13 protein-coding genes are annotated in these 17,727 nt (G+C 62.0%); 7 read left to right on the top strand and 6 right to left on the bottom strand.

Going from position 1 to position 17,727, the window contains the following annotated elements:
- Positions 1 to 14: 14 nt before the first annotated feature.
- From D109_RS0122760 to D109_RS0122785, 6 genes are all read right to left on the bottom strand, one after another.
- Positions 15 to 827 carry an IclR family transcriptional regulator gene (locus D109_RS0122760; protein ID WP_017478895.1) on the bottom strand — a complete coding sequence of 271 codons (813 nt, stop codon included), beginning with the start codon at positions 825 to 827 and terminating at the stop codon, positions 15 to 17.
- 3 nt (positions 828 to 830) lie between these two features.
- The gene (locus D109_RS0122765) at positions 831 to 1,682 is read right to left on the bottom strand and encodes a fumarylacetoacetate hydrolase family protein (RefSeq protein WP_017478896.1); all 852 of its coding nucleotides are present in this window, start codon (positions 1,680 to 1,682) and stop codon (positions 831 to 833) included.
- 235 nt (positions 1,683 to 1,917) lie between these two features.
- Complete coding sequence (locus D109_RS0122770) at positions 1,918 to 3,363, bottom strand: carotenoid oxygenase family protein (RefSeq protein ID WP_017478897.1); 1,446 nt, start codon at positions 3,361 to 3,363, stop codon at positions 1,918 to 1,920.
- A 35-nt stretch (positions 3,364 to 3,398) separates the two neighbouring features.
- On the bottom strand, positions 3,399 to 4,580 hold the full coding sequence (locus D109_RS0122775) for an MFS transporter (protein WP_017478898.1): 1,182 nt from the start codon (positions 4,578 to 4,580) through the stop codon (positions 3,399 to 3,401).
- 15 nt (positions 4,581 to 4,595) lie between these two features.
- Entirely contained in the window at positions 4,596 to 5,588 is a 993-nt protein-coding gene (locus D109_RS0122780) for a transporter (RefSeq protein ID WP_017478899.1), read from the bottom strand.
- Positions 5,589 to 5,849: 261 nt separating this feature from the next.
- Complete coding sequence (locus D109_RS0122785; protein WP_017478900.1) at positions 5,850 to 8,000, bottom strand: TonB-dependent receptor; 2,151 nt, start codon at positions 7,998 to 8,000, stop codon at positions 5,850 to 5,852.
- Positions 8,001 to 8,434: 434 nt separating this feature from the next.
- On the opposite strand from D109_RS0122785, the gene D109_RS0122790 reads away from it, so the two are divergent.
- Genes D109_RS0122790 through D109_RS0122820 form a run of 7 tightly spaced genes read left to right on the top strand, consistent with a single transcriptional unit; the run spans position 8,435 to position 17,401 of the window.
- On the top strand, positions 8,435 to 10,138 hold the full coding sequence (locus D109_RS0122790) for an ABC transporter substrate-binding protein (protein WP_026078164.1): 1,704 nt from the start codon (positions 8,435 to 8,437) through the stop codon (positions 10,136 to 10,138).
- Positions 10,135 to 11,067, top strand: a complete 933-nt coding sequence (locus tag D109_RS0122795) for an ABC transporter permease (protein ID WP_017478902.1) — start codon at positions 10,135 to 10,137, stop codon at positions 11,065 to 11,067. Before D109_RS0122790 ends, D109_RS0122795 begins: the two co-directional genes overlap by 4 nt.
- A gap of 23 nt (positions 11,068 to 11,090) precedes the next feature.
- A complete protein-coding gene (locus D109_RS0122800) occupies positions 11,091 to 12,344 on the top strand; it encodes an acyl-CoA dehydrogenase family protein (protein ID WP_017478903.1) in 1,254 nt (417 codons plus the stop codon).
- Positions 12,345 to 12,376: 32 nt separating this feature from the next.
- Positions 12,377 to 13,429 (top strand): NADP(H)-dependent aldo-keto reductase, encoded by a 1,053-nt coding sequence (locus D109_RS0122805; RefSeq protein WP_017478904.1) that lies wholly within the window; start codon positions 12,377 to 12,379, stop codon positions 13,427 to 13,429.
- 15 nt (positions 13,430 to 13,444) lie between these two features.
- Positions 13,445 to 14,308 carry an ABC transporter permease gene (locus D109_RS0122810; protein ID WP_017478905.1) on the top strand — a complete coding sequence of 288 codons (864 nt, stop codon included), beginning with the start codon at positions 13,445 to 13,447 and terminating at the stop codon, positions 14,306 to 14,308.
- Entirely contained in the window at positions 14,305 to 15,963 is a 1,659-nt protein-coding gene (locus D109_RS0122815; protein ID WP_017478906.1) for an ABC transporter ATP-binding protein, read from the top strand. Before D109_RS0122810 ends, D109_RS0122815 begins: the two co-directional genes overlap by 4 nt.
- A 37-nt stretch (positions 15,964 to 16,000) precedes the next feature.
- Positions 16,001 to 17,401, top strand: coding sequence for an LLM class flavin-dependent oxidoreductase (locus tag D109_RS0122820; RefSeq protein WP_017478907.1), 1,401 nt, complete (start codon positions 16,001 to 16,003; stop codon positions 17,399 to 17,401).
- Positions 17,402 to 17,727: the final 326 nt, after the last annotated feature.

Consider the following 17,727-nt stretch of genomic DNA (forward strand, 5'->3'; position numbering starts at 1 on the left):
AGGTTTCAGTCCGGCTACCGGGAGCCCTGGGTGAGCGCCGCCATGCGTTGCGAAAGCGCCTGCGCGAGGGTGAGCATCTGTGCCCCTTGTTGCGCTTCCAGGGCGTTGTCGCGCTCCTGGATCGGGCGAACGCAGCTGATGCTGCCAACCACCTTGCCGTCGCTGTCGAAGATCGGTGCCGCCAGGCCGTAGACGCCGGGATCAATTTCAGCCGCGCTGGCGACATAGCCCTGACGGCGTAGTTGTTGCAGTGAGCGGCGGAACTGTTCCCAGGTCTGGCCCAGGTGGCTGGCGCGGACTTCGTCGGGGTTTTCCAGGAACAGTTGGTTGTGCTGGCGCGAAGTCATGTTGGCGAGGATCGCTTTCGAGGTGGCGCCGAGGAACAGCGGCCTGGGTGAGCCACGGGAATAGCTGACTTCACTGAACAACTCGCCCTGTTGGTGGATGCACACCACCTGGTCCTTGAACAGCCGGCAGATCAGCCACACCTGCTGCTCGCTCCAGCGTGGCAGGTCCTGTTCCAGGGACTGTGCCGCGCGCACCAAGGGGTCGCTGAGGCGCAATTGGCGGTCCCAGGTGATAATCCGCGCGCCCAGTGCGTAACGTCCGGCCTCGACTTGAAACAACAGGCTCGCCTCGGCCAGTTCGCGAACGTAGCGGTAGATGGTCGAGCGGGTATAACCCAGTTCCGCGCCCATTTCGTCGACCGCCCAGATCGGGCTGGCTTCGGTAAATAAATCCAGGACCCGCAGCATGCGTTCCAGGCTCGAACCTTTGTTATCGGTGTCCTGTTCTGACGGGGCTTCTGATTCAGACAATGGCTTCATGGCTTACTGCTCGTCGGCGATGCTGTTGTGCAGGATGCCGATACCGGATATCTCGACCTCGACGGTATCGCCAGGCTTCATCCAGACCGGCGGTTCGCGGAAGGCGCCGACGCCACCGGTGGTACCGCTGACAATCACATCGCCGGGCGCCAGTTCGGTGAACGTGGAGCAGTACTCGATCAATTGGCGCACGTCGAAAATCATGTCGCTGGTGCGGGTGTGCTGCATCACTTCGCCGTTCAGGCGGGTGGTCAATTCCAGGTCCTGGGGGTCGCCGATTTCATCGCCGGTCACCAGCCAGGGACCGAAGCCGCCGGTGTTCGGAAAATTCTTGCCAGGCACGAACTGGATCGTGTGCTTCTGCCAGTCGCGGACGCTGCCATCGTTGTAGCAGGCATAACCGGCCACATAGTCCAGCGCATCTATCGCTTTGACGTGCCGTGCGGTTTTGCCGATGACCACCGCGAGCTCGCCTTCGAAATCCAGTTTGTGCGAAGCCTTGGGGCGAATGATCGGTTGCAGGTGGGCCACCTGGCTGTCGGCGAAACGCGTGAAAATCATCGGGTAAGTCGGCATTTCACGGCCGGTTTCACGCACGTGGGTGGCGTAGTTGATGCCGATGCACAGCACTTTGCCGGGGTTCGCGATAACCGGCAGGAACGTCACGTCTGCCACTGCCACGCGTGGCAGTGGCGCCAGCACCGCCTGGGTCAGTTCTCCCAGGCGATGGGCGGCAATCGCCTGCTTGAGGTCGGCGCCAAAGGTGGACTTGAGCGATTCCAGGTCAATTATCTGATCACCGTCAACCACACCGTAAGTCGTGCGGCCGTGAACAATGAAGCTTGCGAATTTCATGAATCGTCCTCTCGGAAAGGGGAGCGGGAACGGGGCGGCAATGGGGTTAATCTAGGCTTGCGCATTAATCCTGTAAAGTGGGATTTATGCGTAAATCTCGTATTGCGGAATAAATCTGTATTTTGTGTTCGATCATCGAATCGAGGCCTTCAACGCCAAGCAGCCCGTGCCATTCCAGGGGGGGATGGATGGCGACGGGTGTGGCTATTGGAGGAGAGGGGAATGCCAGGCCGACTTAACGTGGCACCCAGCAGCCGTGCAGCGACATGCGCATACGAAACGGGATTTTGATGCGTGCGATAGGGCCCGCCGCCATGTCAGCCGAGTCCAGTACCACCAGTTCGTTGCGGCCTTCGGCAATCAGATTGAGCAGGCAGACCACGTAGCCATCACCTTCCGGTGCCTCAGCCGAGCGTGGAATGAAAATGGGTTCCTGAAAGCATCCGCTGTCACCGGGGAACCAGGCATCGGTGACACCGGTTGTCAGGTTGAGGTGCACCAACAGGTTGAAGAACTGAAACGGCATCGGCCCGTTCGACGTGTTATAGGGCCGCTGCGGATCGAAGGCGAGCAGGAACCCGTGTTCATACTGGCGGCCTATGTACCGGTCATCGCAGCGGGGAAATTCACAGGGATAGTCCGTCAGCGCCTGCGGTTGCAGTTCATCCTGTGGGCTGTGGAGGTCGAACACCCAGCGCATCAGGCTGGCTGCCAGGGTTTCCGGCGGTGGTACGAAGCCGTCCGCCTGGGGGAAGAAATAGAAGATATTGCCGCCGGTGACCGGCATGTCCAGATAGATTTTTCCGTCTTCGTCGAAGGCATTCAGGGTATGGCCCTGGAAGCCGTCCTTGGGGCCCTTGAACCAACGCACGTCCCGCGCGTGCCCGTGGCGCGGCACCACGGCAAACAGCTGGGGCAGCTCGGGCTGCCACTGAAAATGCTGGCCGCCGTTTTTCATGCGTTCGACGTCCACCGTCAGGGGGATCAGTGGGAACACCACGTAATGCTCAGTGACCGCGAAGTCGTGGACCATCGCGGCGTAGGGCGCCTGGAACCAGATCTCGTGCAGCAGTTTTCCCTGCGGCGAAATCTCGAAATAGGCCATGTCGGGTGTGCCGTCGCCTTTGGCTTCGTAACTGAAGGCCAGCAGGTTTCCGGTGACCGGGTCGAGCTTGGGGTGGGCAGTGAAGGTCGTAGCGTCGATTTGCCCGTCGAACGTCCACTCGCCGAGGGTCTCCAGGGTCTGCGGGTCCAGCGCCCAAGGCATGGCATCCTCCTTGAGTGCCAGCAGGACGTTGTTGTGCGGGATCACCGAGGTGTTGGCGGTGGTGTTGTTTTTTGCCGCGAGCGGGTCGTTGGTGTAGGCGTTGCGGTACACACCATTGAGCGAACGTCCTTCATGGCGTTGAGCGACCAATCGGTCGGTCAACACGTAGCGGCGGCGCAGCGAGACCTTGCCATCGGCAAAGTAAAAGCCGCTGACCAGGGCGTCGCCGTTGAAGAAAATATCGGTGCCCAGCATGGGCGGATACTGCGGGTCCGGTGACACCTGATAAAAGGTGCCACGGATCGCCTCGGGGATCGCGCCTTCGACCTCAAGGTCGTGCACCTCGCCCTCTACGCGGCTGGGTGTGTACAGCGCCCCGGAAAATTCGGGGGTGTTGGGGAATGGAGTATTCATCGCTTCATCTCATGGATCGGTTTCGTTAATGACATTCAGGCGGATTGCGTCGAGAGCGCCTGCCCGCAAGGCTTTACGCCTCGACGGAAGCGAGCCACCACCAGGCACGAGATGATCAAGGCCAGCACATAAGCGCAGGCGGCGAGCCAGCCCACCGCGCGAAAGTGTCCATCACCCACCACCAGCGCGGCGCCGAAAGGGCCAAGCCCTTGGCCGACGAAAATCGCGGCGTTGCCCAGGCCCGCCAATCGACCGGAGGGGTCCAGTTCAGCGGCCATGGAAAGCAGGTACGGCAAGCTGAAAAACCACACCATATGAATCAGGCAAGCCGTGGTGGCGAACGCGACGGTACTGTCGCCGTAGACCATGATCAGCGTCGCCAGTAACGCGGTACCGAAGCTCAACAGTTGCGGGAACAGCAAGCCCAAGCGCCGCCCGATCATCCCGGAGAGTCCCGCACCCAGGGCGCCGGCCAGGATGCTGCCACCGAGGATGGCTCCGATCTGCTGGGGCTCCAGGCCCAGGCTCTTGCCGATTCGCTCCTGATACACCCACAGGGCGGAATGTCCGAAAAACAGCAGCGCAAACAGAGCGATCAACAGCATGGAGGTCAGCCCGAACGGCCGGGCTGCACCGTGGGCAATGCGGTGAGCGTCTGAGTAGTGCCTGGGTATTCTCCAGCAACCCAGTGCGGCGAGCAGGCTGGTGATGGCCAGCAGGAAAAAGGCACCTTGCACGCCGAACGCCTGCAAGAGCAGGGGCATGGACGTCACCAGCAGCATGCCCCAGAGCAGGTTGCCGATATTGATCACGGCAAATGTCGCGTCTTTAGACCTGCGCAGCGCAGCGGTTGCATACACCACCGCCATGACCGCGCCACCGCTGGCACCGCAGATAATCCTGAAAACCACCAGCCACGCCTGGCTGTGAAGCTGGGTGCTGACCAGGTTGCCGGCGGCCAATATCAACAAGGCAACCAGTGCAAAGCGGCGGCGGTCGACACGTGCCATCAGCAGCGCACATACGCCGCAGGCGATGGCTATCGCGATCAGCTCAGCGGCGAAAATCACGCCGATGGCATTGAGCGGCACACCGAGTTGATCAATCAACGCGCCACCCAGGATCGGTTGGATCTGCAGCGTTCCCAGGGAAATGACCATCATCAGGCAAATAGCGCCCAGTGATTTCTTGCTGTCGATGGAGTTGAGCGCATTCATCAAACATCACCTCAGTCAGAACTTGTGAACGTAGCGAACCTGCACGGCGTAATCGGTTTTGCTGCGGTTTTCCACGCCGGTCTCTTTATAGGTATTGAGCCAGAAGGCCTTGTCCTCGGTTATTTTCCAGAACAGGCCGGGGCCAATCCCGAGCACCTTTTCCCGAGAATTGCTCAGGCGGTCGCCGTTGACCTGGTCATCCGAAATCTGCCTGAAGTAATAGCCGTTGATCCCGACCGAGACCTTCGGGAACACCTCGTACGAGGCCGTGAAGTTGGCCCAGGCGGACTGCCCGGATTGGGTGTCGCGCACCGGTCGCCCTTCATAGAACTGTGCCGAACTGCTGGCCGGGTCGTCGTTCTTGAAGTTGTACAGGTAGTTCAAGCGCCAACTCACTTCCCAACGCGGTGCCGGCATCAAGGTTGCGGCCCAGTAGGGGTTGAAGGAGAAGTAATTGGAGCCGGGGTTCAAGTCCTTGTGTTTGTCGTACTTGCCGGTGGGCAGGATCGTATCGAAGGCCACGCGCTGCACAAACACGGGCCGGCCCTCGGCGTTGACGATCGGGTCGAACTGAATCTGCGGGCCGACAGTGACGTCACCCAGACCGACCCCGTTGTCCTTGAGCTTGACACCGTTGTCGCCAAAGTCGCCGTCCAGGGAGACCACCGGGACCAACAGGCTCCAGCCCAGGTGCGCGCCGCCGCCGATGGTGTTGGGTGAGTAATAACTGAACTGGTTGATCAGGGTAATGACATTGATTTTCGGGTTATCGAAGTTGCGGTTGTCTTTACCGGCATTGTCACGAATGCTGCTGGACGTACTGAACTTCAGATAGGTCTGATGCGTCAGCCCGGGAGGCCCGGCGAACCCGTCGTAGAAACTGGTGCCGCCCAGGTTGATACCGCTGGGCTGGCTGACGGAAGGCGGAGGAGGGCCCTCTGCAGCATGGGCGGCAAGTGATACGAAGCTGAAAGCCAGGCACGCTGGCAAGGATGCGTTCAGTCTCATTGACGTCGCTCTATTATTGGAGTTGTGAGCTGGGGTTGCTTCCCCTGGCGCTTCAACTTTAATTCTTGAGCTTTCTCGTTGCTTGAACACAACGGTCAGAGTTGACTGAGAGCGTCAGCTTGAAGGAGGTGAGGTTTGTATCTGGCGTCCCGGTAGGGATTCAGTACCTGAGGCCGCTGATTCCTTTGCGAGATCGAGGCTGCCGTGATGGCGGCCGAGGTTGTGACTAACCCCAGCCGCCGATGCTTGATCAGTGCGGGCTTAGTAGCGCATTTCCACCGCCACATAAGCCCCAATCCCATCCCCCGGATACAACGACGCGGTATCCTGCCCCTTTGCGTCATACAGCGGCTGCACCGCCGTCACGTACTTCTGATTGGTCAGGTTCTTCACATCCAGCGACACCTTCCAGTCCTTGCTCGGCGTTTCATACCCCACGTTCGCCCCGAAGATTGTGTAGGAGGGCGCATAGAAGCTGTTCGCATAATCCACCGCCGTACGCGAAGTCGATTGCACGTTCACCCCGGTATAGAAGCCCGCCGGGTGCTGATATTGCACCTCGCCCTGATAGATGTGCTTCGGAATTCCCGGCAACTGGTTGTCTCCAAAGGTCGGGTCGTGCCGGTAGTAGAAGTCGTTGTAGGTGTACACCTGGCGCAGGGTGATTTTTTCACCCGAGGTGTTTTCCCACAGGCGCGTATTCAGGCCGGCCTCGATCCCCTGGTGGATCGTCGGTGTGGCGTTGAATGCACCGGTCACCGCCGCTGCGGTGGAGCTGGCCGGAATGATCTGCACGTTGAGCAATTCATTTTTCACCCACGAGCGGTAGAGCGCCAGGCTGCCGTCGAAGATGCCCGATGAACCCTTGATCCCGACTTCCACGGTATTGGCTTTCTGCTCCACCAGCGGCCGGACGTACGGCGAGGTCGGCCCGGAGCCGGAGTATTCCCACGACGCCGGTGGGTCGACGGAGCGGCTGACGTTGGCGAACACTTGCAGTTGCGGGGTGAACTCGTAACGCACGCCGACCCGCGGTGCCAGGCTCCAGTTGTCGTAGGTCACATCGCTCGGGTACGTGGTGGTGTTGGCCACCAGGGCTTCCTTGACGTCGGCATGGCGGCGTACGTTGATCGCCGAGACGCCACTGGTCAGCCACAGGCCATCCACCAGTTCCAGGTCGTTGCCCACGGAGAACACGTGATCGAACGATGAGCTGTAGTCGACGAACTTGCGGGTCTGTTTGTTGGCGAAGGTGGAGTCGACCTGGCCCTTGAGGTGTTCGGTGGAGGTGAAGGCCAGGCTGGAGCGGCTTTCGTGGCCGAACAGGGTGTCGCGGCGGTCGTAGTTGATCACCGCGCTCAGGTCATGCCAGTCCCAGTAGCTGGGGTTGCTCGGGCTGTTCGGGCTGTTGTTGTGGGCGTACTGGTAGTAGACGAAACCCACCGACAGGGTGGCGTCGTCCTCAAAGGTGTAGGTGGTCTTGCTGCCCAGCCATACGCTGCCGGGACGACGGCTGCCGGCGCCGCTGCTTTCGGCGGTGGCACTGGCGCGGTCGGAGTGGTGCTTCACCGCATCCAGGGTGGTGGCGCTCGGGTCGTTGTGGAACTCGTCGCGGTAGCGCAGCATCACCCGGGTTTCGAGTTGCGGGCTGAAGCGGTAGCCAAAGTTCGCCACTACGCCCTGGCTTTTCGACAGGCTGTAGTCGCGGTAGCCATCGCTGCGGTAGTTGTCGGCAGTCAGGTAGTAATCGAACGCGCCCTCGACGCCGCCGACACTCAGGCTTTGCTTGTTATAGCCGTAGCTTCCGGTTTCCGCCCGCACCCGCAGCCCGGGCGCGGTGTAGCCGGTCTGGTTGACGAAATTGATGGCGCCGCCAAGGCTCAGCGCGCCGTACTGGAAGGCGTTGGCACCGCGCAGGATTTCGGTGTAGTTCACCCCCGAGCCATTGAGGAATTCGTAGGGTGTGCCGCCCGGGCCGGTGATCGGCAGGCCATCGAACAGGAACTTGATGCCCTCACGGAAATACCCCGGCGAGGTGTTGGCCCCCGAGCCACGAATGGAGATCTTGGCCGCGTCGTTACCGCCGGTGGACTGCACGAACACACCCGGCTGATAGGCGAGGGTGTCCTGCAAGGTGGCGGTTAGTCCCTTGGCCACCTGTTCGCTGTCCACCACGCTGGTGCCGCCAGGTACCTCGGACAATTGACTCTTTGCCGCCTCAACGGGCGTGATTTTTTGTGCCTCCACCGTCACGGTCTTCAGCCGTGGGGCGGTCGACGGCGTGACTTCATCATCTGCCTGTGCGCTGGCGGAAAAGACCAGGGCCGAGCCCAGTCCCAGCATCGCCAGCCAAGTGGCCTGCCGTATGGCAAGTGTCAACTTTTTTAAATCTCCCCGAAAGATCGGATCCATTAAGCGTGTTCCTTGTGAATAGATAAAGATAGCCCCAGCTTTCTATTCGAATAGTCATGCCTGTTTCGCTCTGAGCAGTTTCTATGCCAACGCTATTTTCCAATGATTACGGATGATTAGTTGGAGAAAAGTGTTCTGCGGGACACTTTGTTTTGAATCAGTGTTTAATTTTCAACAGTCAACTTTATTGGCCAGACTTGCTTCAACTGTCGCAAACGCAACAGCAGATAAGCAGTGTGTAAGGCTGCCAACAATTCAAGGTCCTATAACGGGTATAACCCTATAAGTGTTTGGCAGGGTTATGCCCGTTCTGTAAGGGTTTCGCGCTTGTTTTGTGGTCGGGATGGCGTTTCTGAAAGTCTGGCATGCTCACTGCATTACAGCCTGTAGTTGCAAACTTTCAGTGTTCATCGAGTTCCTCTAAGGAAGCGTCATTGACAACCATCCTGAAACTGTCGGCGGTTATATCACTGTCCCTGGCGATCAATGCCTGTTCACCGGCTGCTGCACCACAACATGAAACTTCGGTGGATGATGGCACTGTGACTAGCGGTATGGTGACTTATTCGGCGACGGACTTTTATGAGCTGTCACCGGGTCGCAGCGGTGGAACGTTGCGAGTGTCCGCCGCCTCCGACGCCGGCAGTTTCGATGTTCACGCCTTATCCAACGGCAACATCCAATGGATGGGCCGAATTCTCTACGATTGCCTGGTGTACCAGGACGAGCAGGGCAATATCAGCCCATGGCTGGCCCGCTCCTGGGACATCTCCGACGACGGCAAGACCTACACCTTTCACCTGCGCGACGACGTGACCTTCAGCGATGGCGAGAAATTCAATGCCCAGGCGCTGCAAACCAACCTGGAACACATGCGCGACCCGGCGACCAAGTCCCCACTGGCCGCGGCCTATATCGCGCCGTACCTGGATGGCAAGGTCATCGACGACTACACCTTCGAAGCCCATTTGCGCGAACCCTACACACCCTTCCTCGACGTGCTGGCGCAGTCCTGGCTGAGCATGATTTCCCCCAGGCAGATCCGCGAGGCGCCCAAGACCATCGCTGAACATCCCATCGGCAGCGGCCCGTTCCTGTTGCAGAGTTACACCCGTGACCAGGGTGCGGTGTTCATCAAGCGCCCCGGCTACAACTGGGCGCCACCGATGACAAGGCACAAGGGGGAGGCCTACCTGGACCGCATCGAGTTGAGCTACGTCCCCGAAGCCATGATCCGCTTCACGGCGCTGGAGTCCGGCCAGTCGGATTTCGCCCTCGACGCACCGGCCCAGAACGCCGCCGCGATCCGTGCCAACCCGAACCTGGTGATGCGCAGCCGGATCCGCAAAGGCAACCCGAGCCGCAGCATGACCTTCAACGTTGAACAGCCACCGTTTGACGACGTACGCGTGCGCCGCGCAGTCGCCAAGGCCATCGACCGCGAAGGGTTGGCGTGGATTTCCGGCTTCGGCGAATACATCGCCAAGGCGGATTTCCTGGCGGCCAACACCCGGTTTTATCAACCCAACAACGACGCCCTGGCCTACGACGTCAAAGCTGCCAATGCGTTGCTGGACGACGCTGGCTGGACCGGGCGCGATGCCCAGGGCTATCGAACCAAGGACGGTCAGCGCCTCAGGGCAACGATGCTGTCCTATGACAACCCGGCGTTTCCCGCCAGTGTCTCGGTGGCCATCCAGGCGGACCTGAAAAAAGTCGGCTTTGAGATGCCCATTGAAATGCTGCCGCTGACCCGGGTGACCGAGAAACGCTACGCCGGGAAATTCCAGGCGCTGGCCGGCGGTTACTGGCACACCAACACGCCCGATGGCCTGTTCGTGCTCTATCACAGCCAGGCCATCAGCACCGACAAGATCATCGGCCAGAACGTCGGACGCTTCCGCGATGCCGAGCTGGACCGCGTACTCAGCGCCGCTCGCCAATCCCGCGACCCGGTTGAATTGCAGGCGCTCTACGGCGAAGCGCAAAAGCGCTTGACCGAAACCGTCCCGGCGGTGCCTTCGGTGGAAAGCCAGGTGCTCACCGCGTATGGCCGGCAAGTCCAGGGCGTGATTTTTGATACCTCCCACAACGTACCGTTTTTCACCAGCATCTGGCTGGACCGGGGGCAACCATGAGCCTGTTCAAATCCATCGCCTGGCGCCTGCTGGCGGGCATCGGTGTGCTGTGGGGCGCGGCGACGCTGACTTTTCTCGCGGTCAATTTCAGCGGCGGAGATACGGGGCTGGCGATCCTCGGCGGCCCGGACTCGATGCCCACGCCGGAGCTGTTGGCCCGGGTGCGTGCCGAATACGGCCTGGACCAGCCCCTGATCGTGCAATACGGCAATTACCTGGTACGCCTGGCCCATGGCGACCTGGGCGAGTCCTACCGCTTGCGTATCCCGGTGCAGCAGGCGATTGCCGAGCAGATCGGCGCAACCATCCAACTGTCCCTGAGCGCGGCGCTGCTGGCGGTGGTGTTGGCCCTGGTGTGCGCGATCCTCACCGCCAACCGTTCGCGCTGGGTGCGCTCAGTCGTTTCCGGCAGCGAGCTGGTGCTGTCGTCGGCGCCTTCGTTTGTGATCGGCATGCTGCTGTTGCTGGTGTTTTCGTTTCATTGGCACTGGCTGCCGCCGTCCGGTTCCGTGGGCTGGCGCTCGTTGATCCTGCCCTCGGTCGCGCTGGCCTTGCCGGTAGCCGCGGTGCTGACCCAACTGCTGCGTCAGTCCCTGGAGGACACCCTCGAGCAACCCTTTATCGCCATGGCCCGCGCACGCGGCCTGTCCGAAACCGCCGTGCGCCTGCGCCATGCCTTGCGCCACGCGCTGGTGCCGTTGGTGACCCTGGCCGGGTTCGTGTTCGCCAGCCTGCTGGGCGGCGCGGTGGTGGTGGAATTGCTGTTTGCACGCCAGGGCATCGGGCGCTTGATGCTCGATGCCACCAGCAACAAAGACGTGCCGATGGTGTTGGGGGTGACCCTGCTCGCAGCCACGGTGTACGTGCTGGTGAACCTGGCCGTCGATTTGATCAACCGCTGGATTGACCCCCGGGCCAATCAAGCGTGAGTGTCTTTGAAGAAGGAAAAACCATGAGTGCTTCGATCCCCGCTGCGGTGAGTTATGCCGACTTGCACCAGCGTTTCGCCGACGTATTTGCACGGATAGCCGACACCGCCGTCGCCCGCGAGCAGCAACGCGAGCTGGCCCATGATGCGGTGGCGTGGCTGCGGGAGGCCGGCTTTGGCGCCCTGCGTGTGCCGCAGGCATTGGGCGGCCTGGGTGCGAGCCTGCCGCAGTTGTTTCGCCTGTTGATTGAGCTGGGGGAGGCGGATTCAAACCTGCCGCAGATTGTGCGCGCGCATTTCGGGTTTGTTGAAGGCCGGATTTCCAGCCGTGACAGCGAGTCCCAAAATTACTGGTTCGCCAAAGTCGTCGACGGCGAGCTGTGGGGCGCGGCCATGGCCGAGCGCACCGACACCACCCGTAACTCGGTGACCCTCAGCGCCGTCGATTCCGGCTGGCAGCTGGACGGCGAGAAGTACTACTGCACCGGCACGCTGTACGCCAACTGGATCGCCGCCGTCGCCCTGGATGGCGAGGATTTTGTCAGCCTGGCGGTGCGCACCGATGCGCCAGGCGTCACCGTCGAGGACGACTGGGACGGCTTTGGCCAGCGCCTCACCGGCAGCGGCACCACCCGCTTCAAGGCGGTCGACGTACCGGCGCAGCACATCGTGCGGCGCTTCAAGAAAGACGAACTGCGCGCCGAGTCCTACCTGAGTGCGTTCTACCAGCTGTTCCACCTGGCGACCCTGGCCGGCATCGCGAATGCGGTGCTGCGCGACGCCAGCGAATTCGTCAGAGGCCGCACCCGCGCGTTTGGCGTGCCGGGGCAATCGAGCCCCAAGGATGATCCGTTGGTACAGCGGGTGATCGGTCGCCTGTCGAGCCTGGCCTATGCCGCTCGCACTCAGGTGCTGGCCGTTGCCGAGGTCCTTCAGGAGGTGCACGAAGCAGAGCAGGGCGGTTACGCAACCGAACAGCATTACACCGAGGCCGAAATCCGTGCCTACCAGGCGCAACAGATCGTGCTGGAGCAAGTGCTGGAAGCCACCACGCTGCTGTTCGAAGTCGGCGGCGCGTCCGCCACCAGCGAGTCGCGACGTTTCGACCGGCATTGGCGCAACGCGCGCACCCTGGCCTCCCATAACCCGGCGATCTTTCGCGAACGCGCCCTGGGCAATTACTACCTCAACGACGTTACCCCCAACGCCGCCTGGCGCAGCCTGCAAGCCGCCGATGCCGAGCAGCAGGCCGCCCGCGATGAAGCGAGTGCGGTATGAGCCTTCAACCCTTGAATAAAAAAGGATCACCCATGCGTTACCGCCAACTGGGCAACAGCGACATCCACGTCAGCGTGCTGGGCCTGGGCACCATGACCTGGGGCCACCAGAACACCGAAACCGATGCCCATCAGCAGATTGATTTGGCGCTGGCCGAAGGCATCAACTTCATCGACACCGCCGAGATGTACCCCACGCCCACCAAGGCTGAAACCTGGCGCACCACCGAGCGCTACATCGGCAATTGGCTGGCGGCCAGTGGTCGACGTGACGAGGTGATCCTGGCGAGCAAAATCGCCGGCCCGGCCCGTGACCCCAGCAGCCAGCAGCACATCCGCGACGGCCTCAGCCACCACGACCGGCGCAACATCGTCGAAGCCCTGGACGGCAGCCTCAAACGCCTGAACACCGACTACCTCGACCTCTACCAACTGCACTGGCCCGACCGCACCACCAACATCTTCGGCCAGCGCGAATACCCCTATCAGGCAGACAACCAGAGCGTGGCCATCGAGGAAACCCTGGCGGTGCTGGCCGATCAGGTCAAGGCCGGCAAGGTGCGCCACATCGGCGTTTCCAACGAAACCCCGTGGGGCGTGGCCGAGTTTCTCAAGCAAAGCGAACGCCTCGGCCTGCCGCGGATTGCCAGCGTGCAAAACCCCTACAGCCTGCTTAACCGCCTGTACGAAGGCGGCCTCTCGGAATTCACCCACCGCGAAGGTGTCGGCCTGCTGGCGTACTCGCCACTGGCCTTCGGTGCGCTCACCGGCAAATACCTGGGCGGCGCACGTCCCGAGGGCTCGCGACTGTCGGCGGTGTACCGCACCTTCAACCGCTACGACAGCGCCTCGGCCCAGGAAGCCATCACCGGCTACGTGGAAATTGCCCGGCAACACGGCCTGACCCCGGCCCAGTTGGCCCTGGCCTTCATCATCGACAAACCCTTCGTCACCAGCGCGCTCACCGGGCAAACCAGCCTGGCGCAATTGCGCGACAACCTCGGCGCGCTGGACGTGAGCCTCAGTGACGAGATCAAGGCGCAGGTCCAGGCCATCCACCAGCGCATTCCCAACCCTGCGCCCTAGAACGAGGAGCCTGGCATGACGCAGACCATTGATACGTTGAGCGGCATTCGCCCGTTGCGTCTTGCCGGGCTGACCCGACTGCGGCCGGGCCTGTTGCTCGCCGGGGTGTTTGTTGCCCTGCTGCTGTTGGCCGCCGGTGTTCCGCAATGGCTGGCCCCGCATGACCCGCTGGAGGCGTCGGCGCGCCTGGCGTTCCAGGCCCCGAGCAACGTGTATTGGCTGGGCACCGATGAGAACGGACGCGACGTGCTCAGTCGGTTGATTTATGGCGTGCGTTCCTCGCTGTTCATGGGCCTCGCCGCTACCGCGCTGGGATTGGCCTGGGGCACCTTGCTCGGGCTGATCGCCGGCCTGGGTCCGCGTTGGCTGGACGGCGCCTTGATGCGCGGGATCGACGTGCTGTTGTCCTTTCCCGACCTGTTGCTGGCGCTGGTGATCATCACGTTTTTCGGCCAGGGCACGGCCAACCTGATTCTCGCCATAGGCATCGCCGGCGTGCCGCGTTATGCGCGGCTGGTGCGGGCGCAAACCCTGAATGTGCGCAATGCCGGCTACGTCGAATCCGCCGTCACCCTCGGCCAATCCCATCTGGCGGTGGTGCTGCGGCACATCCTGCCGAATGCGTTCAAGCCGGTGCTGATCCTCGCCACCATCGGCGTCGGCGGCGCGATCACCGCCGGCGCCGCCTTGAGCTTCCTCGGCTTCGGCGCACCGCCGCCCGCGCCGGAGTGGGGCGGGATGATGTCCATCGGGCGCAGCTTCCTGGCCAACGCGCCGTGGCTGGTGGCCTGGCCCGCCCTGATCATCACCCTGACCGTTGTCTCCATCAGTGCCATCGGCCGCGAACTCTTGCGCCGTAGCGAAGGAAAGCCCTTATGACGATGAACATCCATACCCTCGGCCCGCTGGTCGACATCCGCGACCTGACCGTACGTTTCGGCCAGGCCGAGCCGGTGTTACACGGTGTCAGTCTGCAGTTGCATCGTGGTGAATGCCTGGCGCTGGTGGGGGAGTCGGGCTCCGGCAAAAGCGTCACCGCCCGCACCCTGGCGGGCCTCACCGGCAAGGGCGCCCACGTCCAGGCCGCCAAGCTGGCCTTCCAGGGCATCGACCTGCGCCAGCTCAACGAACGGGCCTGGCAGCAACTGCGCGGCGCGAGCATCGGCTTTGTGATGCAGGACGCCCTCGGCGCGCTGGACCCGCTGCGCCGCGTCGGTGCCGAAATTGAAGAACCGTTGCACCTGCACACCGCATTGGGCCTGGAAGCCCGCCGCCTGCGGGTACTGGAACTGCTGCGGGATGTTGGCGTGCCGGAACCGGAACTGCGCGCCAGCCAATACCCGTGGCAGCTCTCCGGCGGTTTGCGCCAGCGTGCGCTGATCGCCTCGGCCATTGCCTGCAATCCACGGCTGATCATTGCCGATGAGCCCACCACGGCACTGGACGCCACGGTGCAGGCCCAGGTCATCGCGCTGCTGGAAAGCCTGCGGGGTGAAGACAACGCACTGCTGATGGTCAGCCATGACCTGTCGGTGGTCTCGCGCCTGGCGGACCGTGTGGCCGTGATGCGCCACGGGGTGATCGTGGAGGAGGGCAGCACCGAACAGGTCCTGCAAGACCCGCGTCATCCATATACGCAACTGCTGCTGCGGGCGGCCAAGGCCGTGCACTTCCAGCCCACGCGCCGGTTGCTTGCCGCAGTTGAACCGGAGCCTGCTCCCGAAGGCGAGGTGCTGCTCGAAGCGCGTGATCTCTCCAAAACCTTTGTCGGCCCCGACGGCAAAACCCGCACGGTGCTGGACCAGGTGTCGCTGCAACTGCGTCGCGGCGAGACGTTGGGGGTGGTGGGCGAATCGGGCTGCGGCAAGACCACCTTGACCCGCCTGATACTTGGCCTGGAAACCGCCGATGCCGGCGAGGTATGGATCAAGGGCCAGCGCTGGTCCGACCTCGACACCCGGCAAAAACGCGAAGCCCGGCGTGCGGTGCAAGTGGTGTTCCAGGACCCCCTCAGCTCCTTCGACCCGCGCTACACCGTGCAGCGTGTGTTGTTCGAAGCGCTGGTGGTGGCCGGTGTACCGCGTCAAGCACGGCGCGACCGCGCGCTGGAACTGCTGGAACTGGTGCGCCTCGATGCCAGCGCCTTGTCCCGCCGACCTATCGAACTCTCCGGCGGCCAACGCCAACGGATTGCGATTGCCCGGGCCCTGGCTTCCGAGCCCCAAATCCTTATCTGCGATGAACCGGTCTCGGCGCTGGACGTGTCGGTACAGGCACAGATTCTGGAGCTGCTCGACGACCTCAAGCGCCGCCTCGGCCTGGCCTGCCTGTTCATCTCCCACGACCTGGGGGTGATCAATCACGTCAGTGAACGCGTACTGGTGATGAAGGCCGGCGAAGTGGTGGAGTCCGGCTCGGTACGCGCCGTGTTCGACCGCCCGGCCCACGCCTATACCCGCGCGCTGATGGACGCGATCCCGACCCTTGAAACCGACTACACGCCAGTCCCGTTCTACCTGAACGTCGCGATCTGACGTATTGGAAAACGTATCTACGAAAGGAGTGCTCCAGGTGCCCAAGCAACTGCACGTGAATTTGTTTGAGATGAACTGCGTCAGTCACATCGTCCATGGTTTGTGGGTGCACCCGGACAACAACCGGCACCGCTTCAACGACCTCGACTACTGGACCGAGCTGGCGCAATTGCTGGAATACGGCACCTTTGACGGCGTGTTCCTGGCCGACGTGATTGGCACCTACGACCGTTTTCGCGATGGTCCTGAAACCTCGTTGCGTGAAGGCATGCAGATCCCCAGCAACGACCCGCTGCTGGTGATTCCGGCGATGGCCGGGGTGACCAAGAACCTTGGTTTCGGCGCGACCTTTTCCACCACCTACGAACCGCCGTTCGCCTTCGCGCGGCGCATGAGTACCCTCGATCACCTGACCAAGGGGCGGGTGGGCTGGAATATCGTCACCTCGTACCTGCCGAACGCGGCGCGCAACTTCGGGCACGACACTGAGGTGGTCCATGATCACCGTTACGAGATCGCCGACGAATATCTGGACGTGTTGTACAAACTTTGGGAAGGCTCCTGGGACGACGACGCGGTGATTGTCGACCGCGAGCGGCGGATCTACACCGACCCGGACAAGGTGCGCTACATCAACCATGTGGGCGAACACTTCAAGGTTGCTGGTCCGCACTTGTGCCAGCCTTCGCGGCAACGTACGCCGGTGTTGTTCCAGGCTACCGGGTCCCCGGCGGGTATCGAGTTTGCCGGGCGGCATGCTGAAGTGGTGTTTACCGGGGGCAATGATGCGCCGGCGGTGCGGGCGAATATCCAGGCGATGCGGCAGAAGGCAGTTGAGCATGATCGCGATCCGGCGGGGTTGAAGTTTATTGTGATGGCGGGGGTGATCGTCGGGCGTACCGATGAGGAGGTGAGTGCCAAGCTCGACAGTTATCGCAAGCTGGTGAGTGTTGAGGCGTCGCTGGCTCATGGGCAGTCGGCGATTGATTTGACGGCGTATCCGCGGGATACCTTGATCAGTGATCTGGTGAGTCGGCGGGTCAAGGGGTGGGAGAGTTTAAGCCGATACAAGGCGGACTCCACTGTGGGCGCGGTCTTGGCCCAGCTTGGCGGCTTCAACCGTGAGCGTTTTTTCGTTGCCGGTACACCTACGGTGGTGGCTGATGCGATTGAGAAATGGCTAGATGAGGATGGGATCGATGGGATCAACCTGAGGCAGTATCTGTCGTTTGAAACGGCGCGGGATTTTATTGAATTGGTGGTGCCGGAGTTGCGTCGTCGGGGGCGGTTTCGTGAGCGGTACAGCGAGGGGCAGACGCTGCGGGAGCGGTTGTTTGGGGCCGGGCGGGCGCGGTTGCCGGAGGACCATTTTGGCGCGCGTTATCGGGATCCTGCGGCGTTGCTGAAGCCGGCGTTGCCGTTGCGGTTTCCGGCGTGAGTTGAGAGTACATATCCGTTTCTTCGGTAACGGCTACTTATGGTTTCGCTCTTACAGCGAGTCACTTTGCAAAAGCGGCAAAGTAACCAAAACGCTCTGCCCCGCCTGTCGGCGCCTCGCTGTGGCTCGGCGTTCCCTCACTCCGGCACCGCGAAGCGGGCCGCCGCGACGGGCCATCCATGGCCCGGCGCGGCTAAACCGGCGTCCTGCCGGTTTACCCGCTCCGCGCTGCCTGCGTTCGGCCTCGGGCTTATTGGGGCAGTCAGATCAAAATCAAAAGCAAGAGCACAGCGGCCTCCCGGCCGGCTTGAGTGTTAAAAGCAAAG

Origin of the sequence: Pseudomonas sp. PAMC 26793 (assembly GCF_000313235.1) — a bacterium.
GTDB classification, from domain to species: Bacteria; Pseudomonadota; Gammaproteobacteria; order Pseudomonadales; family Pseudomonadaceae; genus Aquipseudomonas; species Aquipseudomonas yamanorum.